This window comes from Micromonospora sp. WMMD737, from assembly GCF_049179055.1.
GTDB lineage: Bacteria > Actinomycetota > Actinomycetes > Mycobacteriales > Micromonosporaceae > Micromonospora > Micromonospora reichwaldensis.
This window is the reverse complement of record NZ_JBMHMH010000001.1, coordinates 734,171-747,491: the sequence shown is the minus strand read 5'-3', so window position 1 is coordinate 747,491 and position 13,321 is coordinate 734,171. Positions and strand designations below refer to the sequence as shown.

Below are 13,321 nucleotides of genomic sequence, written 5' to 3'. Positions count from 1 at the left end.
CAAAGGAAGCCCAAAGGTCGTGCCGGGTTCAGCCGGCGAGCAGCGCCGCCACCGCCTCCGCCAGCGTCGTCGCGTCCGCCTCCCGGTAGGCGCGCGCCACCTCCGCCGGCCCGAGCCGGGCCCGGGCCTCGGCCTCCGCCCGGTCGCGGTCGGCGATCTCGTCCGGGGTGAAGCTCGGGGCGCCCAGCGCGGAGCGTTCCCGCTCGGCGAGCGCGAGCAGCCGCAACCCGCCCGCCGCGTCACCGTCGAGGACGTCGAGCTGCGCCAGCCCCTCGACGGCGTCCAGCTGCCCCTCGGCGATGCCCAGCTCGGTGTAGATCGCCAGGGCCTCCCGCATCGCCGATCGCGCGGGGGTGGGCCGGCCGCGGCGCCGGTCGATGGTGGACAGGTTCGTCAGCGCGGCCGCCTCCCCGCGCCGGTCGTTCAGGGCGCGGAACCCCGCCAGCGCGCGGTGGAACAGCTCCTCCGCCTCGCCGAGGCGGCCGATGCAGCGCAGCGTTCCCGCAGTGTTGTTGGACGCCGCCGCGACCATCCGGGCGTCGGACTGGTCCTCGGCGATCCGCAGCGCCTCGTAGCCGAACGCGAGCGATGCCGGGTAGTCCTCCTGCGCCTGAGCGGTGATCAGCAGATTGTTCAGCGCCGCGACCATGCCGGTCCGGTCGCCGAGCTCACGGAACGTGGTCAGGCCCTGCTCGCCCAGCCGGCGGGCCGCCGGCAGGTCACCGGAGTTGCGGGCCAGCGCCGCGGCGGCCCGCAACGCCCGGGCGCGCAGGGCGGACGGTGCCGGCGGGGCGGCGGCCAGCGCGCGATCGAGCCAGGCCCGGCCCTCGGCCATCCGTCCGGCGACCCACCAGTACCACCACATCGCCGCGGCGATGCCCAGCCCTTTCGTGGGGTCGCCGTCGCGCAGCGTCCAGTCGAGCGCGGCCACGATCGTGTCGTGCTCGGCGCCGATGCCGGCCAGCCACTCGGTGTGCGCCGGGCCGTCCAGCGGCGGCGGCGACGCGAGCCGGCGCTCCCAGCCGGCGACCAGCCTACCGTACGCCTCGGCCCGCTCGACCGGGTCGAGTCGTTCGCGGGCGTACTCGCGGATGGTCTCGATCAGGCGGTAGCGGCCCTGCCCGAACTCCACCATGGACCGGTCGACCAGCTGGGTCAGCGGGTCGAGCGGGTCCGCTCCGGCCACCTCGGCCGCGCCCGCCAGGTCGAAGCCGCCGGCGAACACGCCGAGCTGCCGCAGCAGTTTCTGCTGTGGCTCGTCGAGCAGGTCGTAGCCCCAGTCGATGGCCGCTCGCATGGTCCGGTGCCGGGGCACCGGCGACGTGCCGGTCAGCAGGTCGAGACGCCGGTCGAGGCGCGACATGATCTCGGAGAGCGGCACCGCGCGCAGCCGGGCGGCGGCCAGCTCGATGGCGAGCGGCAGCCCGTCGAGCCGGCGGCACAGCTCGGCGGCCACGGGCTGCTCGGCCGGGGCCAGTCCGGCGCCACCGCGCGCCGCGGCCACCCGGTCGGCGAGCAGCCGCATCGCGTCCGTGCGTGGATCGGTCGCGCCGACGGGCGGCGTGGCAAGCCCGCCCAGCGTGAGGATCACCTCCCCGCTGAGGCCGAGCTGCTCCCGGCTGGTCGCCACCAGCCGCAGGCCGGGGCAGGCGGCGAGCAGCGCGTGGGCGAGTGCCGCCGCGTCCGCCCGGACGTGCTCGCAGTTGTCCAGCACCACCAGGACGCGGCCGGTGAGCTGCCGGACGACCGTGTCGCGCACCGCCACGCCGGGCTCCTCGCGGATGCCGGTGGCCGCGGCGAGCCGGGCGTCGAGCGGGCCGTCGCGGTGCTCGGCCAGCTCGACGACGTGCACCGCGTCGTGGTCCTCGGCCACCTCGCGAGCCAGCTCCAGGCTGAGCCGGGTCTTGCCGGCGCCGCCCGGTCCGACGATGGTCAGCAGCCGGGCGGCGCCGAGCAGGTCGATCGCCCGGTCCAACTCGAAGCGGCGGCCGACGAACCGGTTGCGCCGCGCGGGCACCCCGGGCGCCGGCCGGTCGAGGGTGGGGTCCCGCCGGCGTACGGCGGCGGCCAGCGCGCCGAGTTCCGGGCCGGGGTGGGCGCCCAGCTCGCCGAGGGCGGCGGTGACTTCGTCGTACGCGGTCAGCGCGTCGCCGGCCCGGCCGGACCGGTACAGCGCGAGCATCAACTGCCGGACGAGCCCCTCGGCGGTGGGCTGTTCGGCGACCCAACCGGCCAGCTCGGTGGCCGCCGCGACGTGCCGGCCCTCCGCCAGTGCCCGCCGCGCCCAGTCGAGCCGGGCCGAGAGCCGCAGCTCGGCGAGCCGGGCGGCCGCCGCTGCCACGCAGTGTCCGGCCCGCACCCCGTCGTACGCGTCGCCACGCCACAGCCCGAGCGCACCCGTCTGCTCGAACTCGGCGGCGTCGAGGGTGGCGTCGGTCAGATCGAGCCGATAGCCGCCGGAGGTGGTGCGCAACCGGTCGCCCACCACCTTGCGAAGCGCCGAGGCGTGCATCTGCAACGTCGCCATTGCCGTCGACGGGACGCCCGCCGGCCACAGCTCGGCCAGCAGTCGTTCGCTCGTGACCGACCGGCCGCCCGCGGCGAGCAGCACGGCGAGCAGTGCCCGTGGTTTCGGCGCCAGGGCCGCCTCGCCGTCCGGCGTGCACACCCGCACCGGGCCCAGTACCTCGAACCGCACGCGCACCTCCGCCTCGTGTCTGGCGCAATCCTGGCGCGCCGGTCAAGCTTGCCGCAGGACCGGCCAGGAGTGTAGGCCGGCGCTGCGTCCGCAGGCTGATGCGACCGAGCGCCACCGCCCCTCCGCGGGCGGGTGCGGTGACGTCACCACGACGCCTTGCGCACCCCGGGCAGCTCACCGCGCAGGGCCAGCTCGCGGAACCGCACCCGGGACAGTCCGAACCGGGACAGCACGCCGCGCGGGCGGCCGTCGATCTGGTCGCGGGAGCGCAGTCGTACGGGGCTGGAGTCCCGGGGCAGGCGGTTGAGTCGACGTGCCGCGTCGGCTCGTACGTCCGGGTCGGTGTCCGGGTGGGCGACCGCCCGCTTCAGCTCGCCCCGCGCCTCGGCGTACCGGGCGACGAGGGTCTCGCGGCGCGCCTGCCGACGGCCGAGGCTCCTGCGGGCCATCAGCGTGCCTCGCGGAACTCGACGTGCCGGCGTACGACCGGGTCGTACTTGCGCAGCACCAGCCGGTCCGGGTCGTTGCGGCGGTTCTTGCGGGTCACGTACGTGTAGCCGGTGCCGGCGGTGCTGCGCAGCCGGACGATCGGGGGTACGTCGGTCTGCCGGGCCATCAGAGCCGCACTCCCCGGCCGCGCAGCTCGGCGACCACGCGCTCGATGCCCTTGCGGTCGACGGTCTTCAGTGCCCTGGCCGTCAGGGTCAGGCCGACCCACCGTCGCTCCGACGGCAGCCAGTAGCGGTGGTTCTGCAGGTTCGGGTTCCAGCGGCGGCGGGTGCGCCGGTGGGAGTGGGACACGGCGTTGCCGAAACTCGGACGCGCGCCGGTGACGTCACAACGTCTGGACACGGTGGTCGCTCCTTCTCAGGTGATGCATGGGAATGACAACGGTTTTCATTTCTACACCATTCGTCCGGGCGGATCCGCGCCGGGTCGCGACTCGCGCCAGCGACCGCCGTCTGCCTAGAATGACAATCGTTTCCATTAAGCCGAGAGGAACATGATGACGTCGTCCCCGCAGGCCCCCATCCGCGTCGAGACGGCCGACGCCGGTAACCGCCCGTCGCTGACCGTGCTGTCCGGGTTCTGGCCGGCGGCGACCTTCGCCGTCGCCCGTACGCTGCTCGCCGCCGACCCGTCGCTGCTGCTGGTGCGACACGACCTCGCCGGCATCCGCGACGGCGTCGTCCGCCGGGTGGTCCGCACCGGCACCGGCATCGTCGAGGACGAGCGGATCGCCCTGGCGCACGGCTGCGCCTCCTGCACGCTGCGGGAGGACGTGCTGCCCACCCTCGCCCGGCTCACCCGGGACAACCCCGGCCGGGACCTGGTGCTGATGCTGCCCGAGGTGGTGGAACCCGAGGCGGTCGCCGCCGCCTGCGCCCACCACCTCGTCGACGGCACACCGGTCACCGACCTCATCCGGGTCGACTCCTACGTCACCGTCCTCGACGCCGAGCACCTGCTCGACGGCCTGGCCAGCACCGACGACCTCGCCACGCTCGGCATCCAGGCCGCCGAGGACGACCACCGCGGTCTCGCCGACGTCGTGGTCCGGCAGATCGAGTACGCCGACACCCTGGTGCTCTGGGGGCGGTCCCGGGAGGGAGAGTTCGACACCGGCAGGATCGCGGTCCTGCTCCAGCGGATGGCGCCGTGGGCGGCGCACTTCCGGGTCGACGGCGATCTCGTCGACGCCGACGCGCTCACCCGCCAACTGCGCCACACCCACCGGCACCGGCCGGAGACCCCCGGCGTCCTCGCCCGGGGCCTACAGGGCTTCGCGCTGGGCACGCACGAGCCGGAGGCCGACTGCGGGGTCGTCTCCGCCGTCTTCCGCGCCCGTCGCCCGTTCCACCCGCGGCGGCTGCACGACGTCCTGGAGGACGTGAACGCCGACGTGCTCCGCTCCCGGGGCCACCTCTGGCTGGCCAGCCAACCCGACACCGTCGTGGCCTGGGAGTTCGCCGGCGGCGGCCTGGCGATGGGGCCCCTCGGGCACTGGCTGGTGAGCCTCCCCGAACCCGGCTGGGAGCACGTCTGCGATCAGCGCCGGCTCGCCGCCGCCCTGGAGTGGGACCCCTACTACGGCGACCGGCACCAGCACCTGGTCTTCATCGGCCTCGACGTCGATCCCGTCGCGCTGCACCGCGCCCTCGCCGACTGCCTGCTGACCGACGCCGAACTCGCCGACGGCGAGGAGGTCTGGCGGACCTACCACGACCCGTTCGCCGGCTGCTTCCCCCTCGGCGGGGCGGAGCCGTCCAGGCACGGCCCGGGCGGCACGGGTTGAACGCCCAGTTCACGTGCCACGATACGCATTTGACAATGGATTTCGTTACCGGGAGAGTGATTCGGCGTGACGCTCTCCACGACCGTCGGCCTCGTGGTCGACCCGGACGCCCCTGCCGCCGGCGCCCCTCGTCCGTCACGGCGAACGGGTGGCACGGTGGCCGCTCTGCTGGTCCTGCTGGCCGTCTCGCTCGTGGTGGTGATCGGCCTCGGACCGGTCGCCATCGCGCCCGGCGAGACGGCCCGGTACCTCTGGGCCGCGCTCACCGGCGGCCGCATCCACGCCGACGAGGTGACCACGTACCAGATCATCTGGCAGATCCGCACGCCACGGGTGTTGCTCGCGGCGATCGTCGGGGCGGGCCTGTCCGCGGTCGGTGTGGCGATCCAGTCCCTGGTGCGCAACGCCCTGGCCGATCCGTACGTGCTCGGGGTCTCCTCCGGCGCCTCGGTCGGCGCCGTCTCGGTCACGGTCGCCGGCGGGCTCGGCGCGCTCGGCATCTACGCGGTCTCCGCTGGCGCCTTCCTCGGCGCGATGGCCGCCGCGGCGCTTGTCTACCTGGCCGCGTACAGCCGCACCGGCATCACGCCTCTGCGCCTCGTGCTGACCGGCGTGGTCATGTCGTTCGGCTTCCAGGCACTGATGGCGGTGATCATCTACTTCACTCCGGACAGCGAGGCGACCGCCACCATGCTGTTCTGGTCCATGGGCAGCTTCGGCGCGGCGACCTGGGGCGGCCTGCCGGTGGCCGCGGCCACCGTCCTCGTCGGAGGGGTCGTCCTGCACCGGCACAGCCGCACCCTCGACGTGCTGACCTTCGGCGACGAGGCGTCCCTCAGTCTGGGCGTCGACACCACCCGGGCACGTCGGCGGCTGTTCGTCGTCACCTCACTGGTCACCGGTGCGCTGGTGGCGGTCAGCGGAGCGGTCGCGTTCGTCGGCCTGGTGTTGCCGCACCTGGTCCGGATCGTGGTCGGCGCCTCGCACCACCGGGTGCTGGTCGTCGCGCCGCTGGCCGGTGCCGTGTTCATGGTCTGGGTCGACCTGGTCTCCCGCACCCTGGTGGCTCCCCGGGAACTGCCACTGGGCGTGATCACCGCTCTGATCGGCGTACCGGTGTTCCTCGCGCTGATGCGCCGCCGTGGCTACCTGTTCGGCGGCCGGTGATGGAGCTTCGACTCGACGGCGTCACGGTGGAGATCGACGGGAACGTCATCGTCCGGGACCTGTCGCTCGACGTGCCGGACGGGCGGATCGTCGGGCTGATCGGACCGAACGGATCCGGCAAGTCGACCGCGTTGCGCTGCGTCTACCGTGCGCTGCGGCCGAGCCGCGGCGTGGTGTGGCTCGGCTCCGACGACCTGTCCACCCTCAAGCTGCGCCGCAGCGCCAGGTCGGTCGCCGCGCTCACCCAGGACGGCGGCACGGACCTCGACTTCACCGTCGCCGAGACGGTGGCTCTCGGCCGTGCCCCGCACCTGCGCGGCAACCAGCCCCTCAGCGAGCGGGAGCGGGGCCTGTGTCGATGGGCCATGGCACAGCTCGACGTGCTGCACCTGGCCGACCGGGGGATGCTCGCGCTGTCGGGCGGTGAGCGGCAACGGGTGTTCGTCGCCCGCGCCCTCGTGCAGGAGCCGCAGGTCCTGGTGCTCGACGAGCCGACCAACCACCTGGACGTCCGGCACCAGATCGAACTGCTGTCCCTGCTGCGCGGCTCAGGGCTCACCGTCCTCGTCGTGCTGCACGACCTGAACCTCGCCGCAGCGGCCTGCGACCGGCTCGGCGTGCTGTCCGGAGGCCGGCTCGTCGCCACCGGAACTCCCGCCGAGGTCCTGACCGCCGATCTGATCCGCGAGGTGTTCGGCGTCGTGGTCAGCGTCGTGACGCACCCGCTGACCGGTGATCCACAACTGCTCTATTCCCTGGACTCAGCACAATCTTCGAAAGGAATCCCCAGATGAACGTTTCCCGGCGGCGGACCGCAGTCCGTACCGCGTTGGCGTCGTTGACCGCCACGGCGCTGCTCGCCGGTTGTGGCGCCGAGGTCGAACCGAGCGGAAGCGGGGTGCGGAAGGTCACCGTCAACCGGTGCGGCGAACCGGTGGAATACACCACCCCGCGACGCGCCGTCGTCTACGAGGGCGGTAGCGCCGACAAGATGTTCGCCCTCGGCCTCACCGAGCACGTCCACGGATACGTGATGCCTCCGGCCAATCCGCCGGTGACCGAGTCCCCCTGGGCCGCCGAGTACGCCAAGGTGAAGTTCCTCAGCGACGACCTGCTCAACCGGGAACTCCTGGTGGAGGCCAAGGCCGACTTCGTCGTCGCCGGCTGGAACTCCGGGCTCAGCGACAAGCGCGGCACCTCTCCGGAGATCCTCGACGGGCTGGGCATCCAGAGCTTCATGCACGCCGAGTCCTGCTTCAACTATCCGAACCACCCCGAGCGGCACGCCCCGTTCGACGGCCTCTACACCGACCTGGAGCGACTCGGCCAGATCTTCGGTGTGCAACAGCGGGCCGCCACCGTGGTGGCCGACTTGAAGCGACGCGTCGGGGCGGTCAGGACCCAGGCTCCGAGCACCCGGACCCCGGTGTTCCTCTACGACTCGGGCACCGACCAGCCGTTCACGGCCGGCAGGCAGGTGCCGCCGAACGACATCATCTCCTTCGCGGGTGGCCGGAACATCTTCGCCGACCTCGACGGCCGTTGGACGCAGGTCGGCTGGGAGGCGGTCGTCCAGGCCCGACCGGAGGTGATCATCATCCTCGACTACCAGGATCAACCGGCCGCGCAGAAGATCAAATTCTTGAAGACGTCGCCCAAGACCAGGAATCTGCCAGCGGTGGTCAACGACCGCTTCTTCATCCTCGACTACAACGAGGGCATCAGCAGCCCTCGCAACGTCGACGGGCTGGAGAAGTTCGCCGCGTACCTGCGCGACCTGCAGTCCTGACCGTGGAGCCCGCAGATCAGCGCACGTGACGCGGACCGGCCCACGATCCGGCGAAAGGCGGTGGTGGCCCTCGCCGACCGGCGGGGGCCTCCCTCCGCCGCCGCCGTCGTCCGGGCCGAGCGGCCGAATCCACGATGGCTGACCGCGCGAGAGCTTGGCCTGATCCCCGCAGGCCAGGCTCTCGCGTTCGCGCGGGCCGGCACCCACGAGCCGTCCGGCCCCGCGGTGCCGTGGCCCCTCAGGATGCGGACTGCAGGGCCGGGTCGGTTGCTGCGGCCGTGGGGGCCGGGGCGGCGTTCCAGTCCATGCGCGACCACGGCAGCTTCATGTCGGCCAGTTCGGTGATCTGGTGGGGTTGCAGGTCGTGTGCGGCGACGGCCTGGGCGTGTCGGGTGTAGGCGGCGTCGACGTAGCGGTGGCCGGTGTCGGGGGCCAGTAGGACGACGTGCCGCCGGGGGTCCGCACGTCGCTCGAAGCGTGCGGCCAGGTAGGCGGCGCCCGTCGACAGGCCGGCGAAGACGGCGTGTTCGCGTAGCAGGGCGATACTGCCGGCCAGTGCGGCGTCGAAGCCGATCCAGTGCAGCGTGTCGTAGAGAGTGTGCCGGACGTTGGCGAAGGGGATGGCACTGCCGATGCCGGCGATGATGATCTCGGGGTCGCGGACGTGGTCGCTGCCGAAGGTGACGCTGTCGAACGGCTGGACGCCGACGAGGGAGACGTCGAGGGTGGCGTCGCGCAGGTAGGTGGCCAGCGCGCCGGTGGAAGCCCCGGTGCCCACGCCGCCGACGATCGTCAGGGGCTGCCCGTCGAGTTCCCGGCCGATCAGGGCGGCGATGGGGCGGTAGCCCAGGTAGTGGATGTCGTCGTGGTACTGCCGCATCCAGTGGTGGCGCGGCTGCGCGCGAAGGATCTCCCGCACCCGCGCGACTCGGCGGTCCTGGTCCAGCTTCAGGTCGGTCGTCGGTGGCATGGGTTCCACGGTGGCGCCGAGGATCTCCAGCTGGGTGCGCAGCGTGACGTCGACGGTGGTGGAGGCGACGATGTGGCAGCGCAGGCCGTGGCGGTGGCAGGCCAGGGCCAGCGCGTGGGCGTAGATGCCGCTGGAGCTGTCCACGAGGGTGTCGCCGGGCGCGATCACGCCCTGGTGCAGCAGGTGGCGTACCGCGGCGAGCGCGGAGGCCACCTTCATGGTCTCGAAGCGTACGCAGGTGGTGTGCTCGTCCAGCTGGATCAGTGCGGGTCTGCTCAGTGTCTCGCTGATGTGCTCGTCCACGTCTTCCCCTTGGGGTGGTCAGGACTGGGCGCGGTACCGGTACAGCACGGTCCGCTCGGCGCTGAACTGTGAGAACGGGAACGGCTCCGCCGACAGCGCGGTGACGCCTGCGCCGAGGAAGTGTCGGGCCACCGCGCTGGCGGTCTGGGCGTAGACGACCAGCGGGACGCCCCGGTCGCGGCAGGTGTGCAGGATCTCGTCGAAGGTGCCGTTGCCGATGGTCATGCCGGTGGCCACGACGGCGTCGGCGACGCCGAGGACGTCGCGCATGTCGGGGGTGACGGGGTCGCCCCACTGGGTGGTGCGCAGGGTGAGGTCGCAGGGCAGGCACTCGGCGCCGCGTGCGCGGATGGCGGCCACGAGCGGGTTGACCACGCCGATCAGCGCGACCTTCGCGCCGGGCGTGACGTCGAGGAGTCCGGCGACCGCGGCGTCGCGCGCCCGCGCCCGCGCCTCCGGCGTGCCGGCGGGCAGCACGACGGGCTCGGCGTCGGAGTCCCGGTGGGGACGCACGTGGGCCAGGTACGCGTCGAGGGCCGCCACCCGCACCGCAGGCGGCGCGTCGGTGAGCAGGTGGGCGACGGGCGCGCCGGAGTATCGGGCGCACACCGCCGGTTCCACCTCGCCGTCGGCGAAGGCGCACCCGCCGATGGCGGTGCCGACGCGGGCGAGCACGTACTGGTTGCGGTAGGTGGTGTTCCCGCCGGCGAGGCGGGTGCCGTGGTGCACCCAGAACACGCTGGTGGCCGCGACGGCTGCGGGGTCGGGGCCGTGCTGGCCGTCGAGGACCGCCGTCACCAGCCCGGCCAGGGCCGTCATCGCTGGTTGCGGGTGAGTCGGAACAGGAACGTGACGACGCCGTCGTGCCAGTCGTGGCCGACGGCGGGCGGGTTGAAGGTCACGACGTCGGGCCGGGTGCCGTCGGGCAGCGCGTCGAACAGGTCGGACACCAGCGGGACGAAGCGGGTGTCGGGTCGCGGCAGTGCCGGTGGCAGGTCGGCCAGGCTGATGTTCATGGTCCTCCCTCGGGTCAGCGGGCGGGCTGCGGTCGGTGCGGCGTGCTGGAGAAGGTCGGTCGTCGGCGGCACCTGTCGGCCGCCGGGACGAGACCAACCGCGACCGTTACTATAATGACAATCATTGTCAGGTCAAGGCCGAGGAATCGATGCGTATGCTTGACGACACCGTGCAGACCCGCCCGGAGCCGCACTCGATGCTGCGGAGCACGTCCTTCGTCCGGCTGTGGACGGGTACGACGGCCTCGGGCATGGCCACGTGGGCCCTGCCGTTCATCCTCGGGTTGGCGGTGCTCGACCGGTCGCTGACCGCCATCGAACTGGGCGTGCTGCTGGCCGCACGGACCGTGGGGTTCCTCGTCGCCGTCCCGATCGGCGGCGTGCTCGCCGACCGGCACTCGCGCCGGCGAGTGGTGCTGTGGTCGGGCCTGCTCGGCGCCCTCGCCGCCCCGGTGATGGTGCTCGGCATGGGCCGGTCGCTCGCCCTGACGGCCGTGGCGGCAACCGTGATGGGTGCGGGACAGGGCGCGTGCCGGCCCGCCTTCCAGGCGCTGACCGCCGAGGTGGTCCCCGAACCACGACGGCAGCAGGCCAACGCCGCGATCACCCTCGCCGTACGGGTCACCACCCTCGTCGCCCCGGGCCTGACCGCGCTACTGGCCCTGGTCGTTCCCGTTCCGATGCTCCTGCTCGGCGTCGGCGGCCTGTGGCTGGCAGCCGCCCTGATCCCACCCGCCGGGATCGGCCGACCCGACACGCCCGTCGCCAGGCCCGGAATCCTGACCGAGTTCACCGACGGCGTACGCGAGGCACGCCGCCACCCCTGGTTCCTCGCGGGCCTGGCCGCGCTGACCGCGGTCATCGCCACCGGATACTCCGCCACCGGAGTGGTCCTGCCACTGGTCAGCCGCGACCGCTACGGCACCGAGGCCGTGCTCGCCGCCGCCATGACCGCGTACACCCTCGGGGCGCTCGCCGGCGCCGTGCTGATCGGGCGCTGGCGCCCGCCGGCACCGGGCTGGACCGCCCTGGCCGGGCTCGCCCTGTACGGGCTCGTACCGCTCAGCCTGCTCCTGCCGGTGCACCCCGTGCTGGTCGTCTCCGCCTACGTGCTCGCCGGACTCGGCATCGAACTGTTCAACGTCCCCTGGTTCACCGCCACCCAGCGCGAGGTCGAGCCGACGAAGCTCGCCCGGGTGTCCTCGCTGGACTTCCTCCTGTCCTACGGACTCGCGCCTGCCGGGCTGGCGCTCATCGCTCCCGCGATCGACCGTTTCGGCGCGGCCGGCATCCTCGCCGGGTGTGCCGTGGTGTGCTTCGCCGCGCCCGCCGCCGCGGCGCTCGTGCCTTCCTCGCGTCGGTTCACCGTGCGGCCATGATCGCCGACCGCGGGGTCGACCGACCGGGGCGGCCGGCACGGACACCCCGAAGCGGTGGCTGTCGGTCCGCTTCGGCATGCCGGTCGGGGGTATCGCCACATACTGGAGGGCCCGGGTCGGGGCGACGACCCGCGGTGACGGCGGGGCAGGTGTGACGACCGGGATCCGGAGGGGAGCGCGTCGTGGTGGACCGGATCGCCGACCCGTGGGGTGAACGGACCCCGTACGGGCCGGGGCAGGAGTGGCCGGTGCGGGTGGACCGGTTCCTCGACGGTGACCTGACCGAGGCGGACGTGGACCGGTGGGTGCAGTCGGCGTCGGTGCTGCACTCCAACGGCGACGCGCTGGACATCGCGGTCGCCGACGGCTCTGGAACGTCGATGTCGACGTCATCCCGCACTGGGCGCCCCCGACGCACGCCATGCAGGTGGGACGGCCATCCAGCTCACGTGGCTGCGCACCCGGATGAAGGCCGCCGCGCCCCAGGCGCTCGTCGTCGCCGACTGACCGCCGCCGAGCCGCCTCCAGATCGCGGCCCCGCGCCCGATCGGCGGGGCCGCCGCGGGGCAGTAGGTGGCGATGGACGAACAGGTGATGGTGTTCGCCCGGCACCGGCCACCCGTGACGCCGCCGGATGGGCGGCGGGGCGGGTGGCCGGTGCTCGTCGGGTCAGGTCGGGAGCCGTCGGTCAGCTGTTCAGCCTGGCCAGCAGCGCGTTGGCCATGCCCTGCTCGCCCCTGGCGTTCGGGTGGAAGGGGGCGGCGGCGTTCTGCGGGACCAGCCCTTCGACCCAGCGGGTGCCGCTGCTCTTGCACGTGTCGCGGCCGATCGACGGGGCGTAGACGTCGGCGTAGGTGGCGTTGTTCGCGGCGGCGGTGCTGGCGAGCATCCCGTTCAGGGACTTGTGGACGCTGCGCAGGTACGGCACGTCCTGGTAGGCGATCGGGACCACCGGCCAGCAGCCGTAGCCGCTGTCCGGCACGATCGCCGGGTAGCCGAGCACCACGACCCGGGCGCCCGGCGCGGCGCGGTGGACGGCCTGCAGCACGGCGGTCACCTTCGGCGCCGTGGCGGCGATCCTGGCCTGCAACTGGTCGACGCCACCGGCGGTGTACCGGTTCTTGCACGGAGACCCGAGGGGGCTGCTCAGGCTCGCCTCGGCGCAGTCGGTGATGATGCCGGAGAAGCCGATGTCGTTGCCGCCGATCTGCACGGTGACCAGCGTCGTGTCCGGGGTGATCGCGCTGAGCTGCGGCGGCAACGAGATGCCCAGTGCGCCGCTGCCGCCGACGAGGATGTCCTCGGTGGTGGCGCCGGAGCAGCTCACGTCGGCGAACGCCGACGAGCCGACGGACGTGGCGACCAGCGACGGGTAGTTGCGGCTGGAGCGCAGGCAGTTCAGGTCGACCTGGGTGGGGATCAGCGGGCCGGAGGTGTACGAGTCGCCCAGGGCGACGTAGCGCCCGGTGGGCGCGGCGGCGTTGGCCGGTGCGGCGAGGGTGAGCAGCACACCGGCGGTGGCCGCGGCGAACGCGGCCAGCCGGCTGGCGGCCCGGAGGAACGGCAGGCGGGGACGGGTCATGGCATCTCCCAGCGGGGATCATGGTGGGTGCCGTGATTCTGTCCGCGCCGTCGTCGCACGTCAATATCGACGTCCTTTGCTGCCGCAGGCCGCCGGGCGGGACGCGGCGGCGACTCGGCCA

At 73.2% G+C, this 13,321-nt stretch carries 13 protein-coding genes; 5 read left to right on the top strand and 8 right to left on the bottom strand.

Annotated elements, in window-relative coordinates:
• Positions 1-28: 28 nt before the first annotated feature.
• From ACN27A_RS02595 to rpmB, 4 genes are all read right to left on the bottom strand, one after another.
• Positions 29-2,698, bottom strand: coding sequence for a BTAD domain-containing putative transcriptional regulator (locus ACN27A_RS02595; RefSeq protein WP_421449520.1), 2,670 nt, complete (start codon positions 2,696-2,698; stop codon positions 29-31).
• 143 nt (positions 2,699-2,841) lie between these two features.
• Positions 2,842-3,147 carry a 30S ribosomal protein S14 gene (rpsN, locus tag ACN27A_RS02590; protein WP_421449518.1) on the bottom strand — a complete coding sequence of 102 codons (306 nt, stop codon included), beginning with the start codon at positions 3,145-3,147 and terminating at the stop codon, positions 2,842-2,844.
• Positions 3,147-3,314, bottom strand: coding sequence for a 50S ribosomal protein L33 (gene rpmG / locus ACN27A_RS02585; protein ID WP_421449516.1), 168 nt, complete (start codon positions 3,312-3,314; stop codon positions 3,147-3,149). Before rpmG ends, rpsN begins: the two co-directional genes overlap by 1 nt.
• Entirely contained in the window at positions 3,314-3,550 is a 237-nt protein-coding gene (rpmB, locus tag ACN27A_RS02580) for a 50S ribosomal protein L28 (protein WP_421449514.1), read from the bottom strand. Before rpmB ends, rpmG begins: the two co-directional genes overlap by 1 nt.
• Positions 3,551-3,704: 154 nt before the next feature.
• Here rpmB and ACN27A_RS02575 point away from each other — a divergent pair, with 154 nt between their 5' ends.
• From ACN27A_RS02575 to ACN27A_RS02560, 4 genes are all read left to right on the top strand, one after another.
• Positions 3,705-4,994, top strand: coding sequence for a CobW family GTP-binding protein (locus ACN27A_RS02575; protein WP_421449512.1), 1,290 nt, complete (start codon positions 3,705-3,707; stop codon positions 4,992-4,994).
• Between the two features lie 156 nt (positions 4,995-5,150).
• The gene (locus ACN27A_RS02570) at positions 5,151-6,161 is read left to right on the top strand and encodes a FecCD family ABC transporter permease (protein WP_421449510.1); all 1,011 of its coding nucleotides are present in this window, start codon (positions 5,151-5,153) and stop codon (positions 6,159-6,161) included.
• Positions 6,161-6,955 carry an ABC transporter ATP-binding protein gene (locus tag ACN27A_RS02565; protein WP_421449509.1) on the top strand — a complete coding sequence of 265 codons (795 nt, stop codon included), beginning with the start codon at positions 6,161-6,163 and terminating at the stop codon, positions 6,953-6,955. Before ACN27A_RS02570 ends, ACN27A_RS02565 begins: the two co-directional genes overlap by 1 nt.
• A complete protein-coding gene (locus ACN27A_RS02560; protein WP_421449507.1) occupies positions 6,952-7,950 on the top strand; it encodes an ABC transporter substrate-binding protein in 999 nt (332 codons plus the stop codon). Before ACN27A_RS02565 ends, ACN27A_RS02560 begins: the two co-directional genes overlap by 4 nt.
• Before the next feature lie 238 nt (positions 7,951-8,188).
• Here the strand turns inward: ACN27A_RS02560 and ACN27A_RS02555 are convergent, their stop codons facing one another.
• From ACN27A_RS02555 to ACN27A_RS02545, 3 genes are read right to left on the bottom strand one after another with little or no spacing between them, the layout of a single operon-like run.
• A complete protein-coding gene (locus ACN27A_RS02555) occupies positions 8,189-9,223 on the bottom strand; it encodes a pyridoxal-phosphate dependent enzyme (RefSeq protein ID WP_421449505.1) in 1,035 nt (344 codons plus the stop codon).
• A gap of 18 nt (positions 9,224-9,241) precedes the next feature.
• The gene (locus ACN27A_RS02550; RefSeq protein WP_421449503.1) at positions 9,242-10,042 is read right to left on the bottom strand and encodes a Rossmann-like domain-containing protein; all 801 of its coding nucleotides are present in this window, start codon (positions 10,040-10,042) and stop codon (positions 9,242-9,244) included.
• Positions 10,039-10,239 (bottom strand): hypothetical protein, encoded by a 201-nt coding sequence (locus ACN27A_RS02545; RefSeq protein WP_421449502.1) that lies wholly within the window; start codon positions 10,237-10,239, stop codon positions 10,039-10,041. The genes ACN27A_RS02550 and ACN27A_RS02545 overlap by 4 nt, the downstream gene beginning before the upstream one ends.
• A gap of 149 nt (positions 10,240-10,388) precedes the next feature.
• Here ACN27A_RS02545 and ACN27A_RS02540 point away from each other — a divergent pair, with 149 nt between their 5' ends.
• Complete coding sequence (locus ACN27A_RS02540; protein WP_421449500.1) at positions 10,389-11,618, top strand: MFS transporter; 1,230 nt, start codon at positions 10,389-10,391, stop codon at positions 11,616-11,618.
• Positions 11,619-12,306: 688 nt separating this feature from the next.
• On the opposite strand, the gene ACN27A_RS02535 is transcribed toward ACN27A_RS02540, so the two are convergent.
• On the bottom strand, positions 12,307-13,200 hold the full coding sequence (locus tag ACN27A_RS02535; RefSeq protein WP_421449498.1) for an SGNH/GDSL hydrolase family protein: 894 nt from the start codon (positions 13,198-13,200) through the stop codon (positions 12,307-12,309).
• Between the last annotated feature and the right edge of the window lie 121 nt (positions 13,201-13,321).